Origin of the sequence: Polynucleobacter sp. P1-05-14 (genome assembly GCF_018881675.1) — a bacterium.
In the GTDB taxonomy this organism is placed as follows: domain Bacteria; phylum Pseudomonadota; class Gammaproteobacteria; order Burkholderiales; family Burkholderiaceae; genus Polynucleobacter.
Genome location: NZ_JACVPV010000013.1, coordinates 1 through 991, shown reverse-complemented (window position 1 = coordinate 991; position 991 = coordinate 1). Strand labels below are relative to the sequence as shown.

Sequence of the window (991 nt, the reverse complement as noted above, 5' to 3'; positions counted from 1 at the left end):
GGTGGATTCAACTACGAAGTGCAACTTTGAACAACTAGTTAAGGAGGCTAAGGATGTTTTAGTATCCAAAGCTTCTAGACCTGCAAGTCAAAGTAGCCATGACCTATCAACACCTTAGCCAAACTGAACGATATCAGATTTATATCCTCATGAAAGACGGAAAAACCCAAACTCAAATAGCCCAACTGATGGATCGGCATAAGTCGACCATTAGCCGAGAGCTTGCTCGCAATACGGGGCTCAAAGGTTACCGTCCCAAGCAAGCCTGCCTGTTGGCAGAAGAACGCTCATTAGGCTGCCGTAATGCCGCCCAAATAACAGCCGATCAATGGAATCAGACAGTGGATTGCCTCTTAGCTCAGTGGAGCCCCGTCCAAATTGCCAATCAGGTTGGCATTAGTCATGAGACCATCTACCGCCATGTCTACGCCGATAAAGCCGCTGGCGGCAATCTTTACCAGCAGCTGCGTTGCCAAAAAAAGCGCAAGAAACGCTATGCCAGCGGCCGTGATCGCAGAGGCCAAATAGTAGGTAGGCGGCCGATCAGTGAGCGCCCAGCGCACATTGAGACAAGATCCCAAGTCGGCCACTGGGAAGGCGATACTGTAATTGGAGCGGCCCACAGGCAAGCTGTTGTGACCTTGGTTGAGCGCAAGAGTGGCTATGCCGTTTTGGCTAAGGTCAAGAACAAGACGTCGGATTTAGTCAGTAGCGCCATCATCACTAAATTAAACGCCGTGACCCCACTCGTTAAAACCCTGACTTTTGACAACGGCAAGGAATTTGCCGAGCACGCCAGGATTGATACAGCTCTTCAATCAACGACGTACTTTGCGGATCCGTTTGCTAGTTGGCAACGTGGATCAAATGAAAACTTCAATGGTCTATTGCGGCAATACATCCCCAAAAAGAGACCGCTATCTACTGTGACCGATAAGGAGCTTAGAATGATCCAAGACCGTTTAAACAACCGACCTAGAAAACGATTAGG

Annotated in this window: 1 protein-coding gene; it reads left to right on the top strand. The window is 49.0% G+C overall.

The annotated features are described in order from the left end of the window. Positions 1-98: 98 nt before the first annotated feature. On the top strand, positions 99-991 hold an 893-nt coding region (locus ICN37_RS07390), incomplete at its 3' end, for an IS30 family transposase (RefSeq protein WP_216156204.1).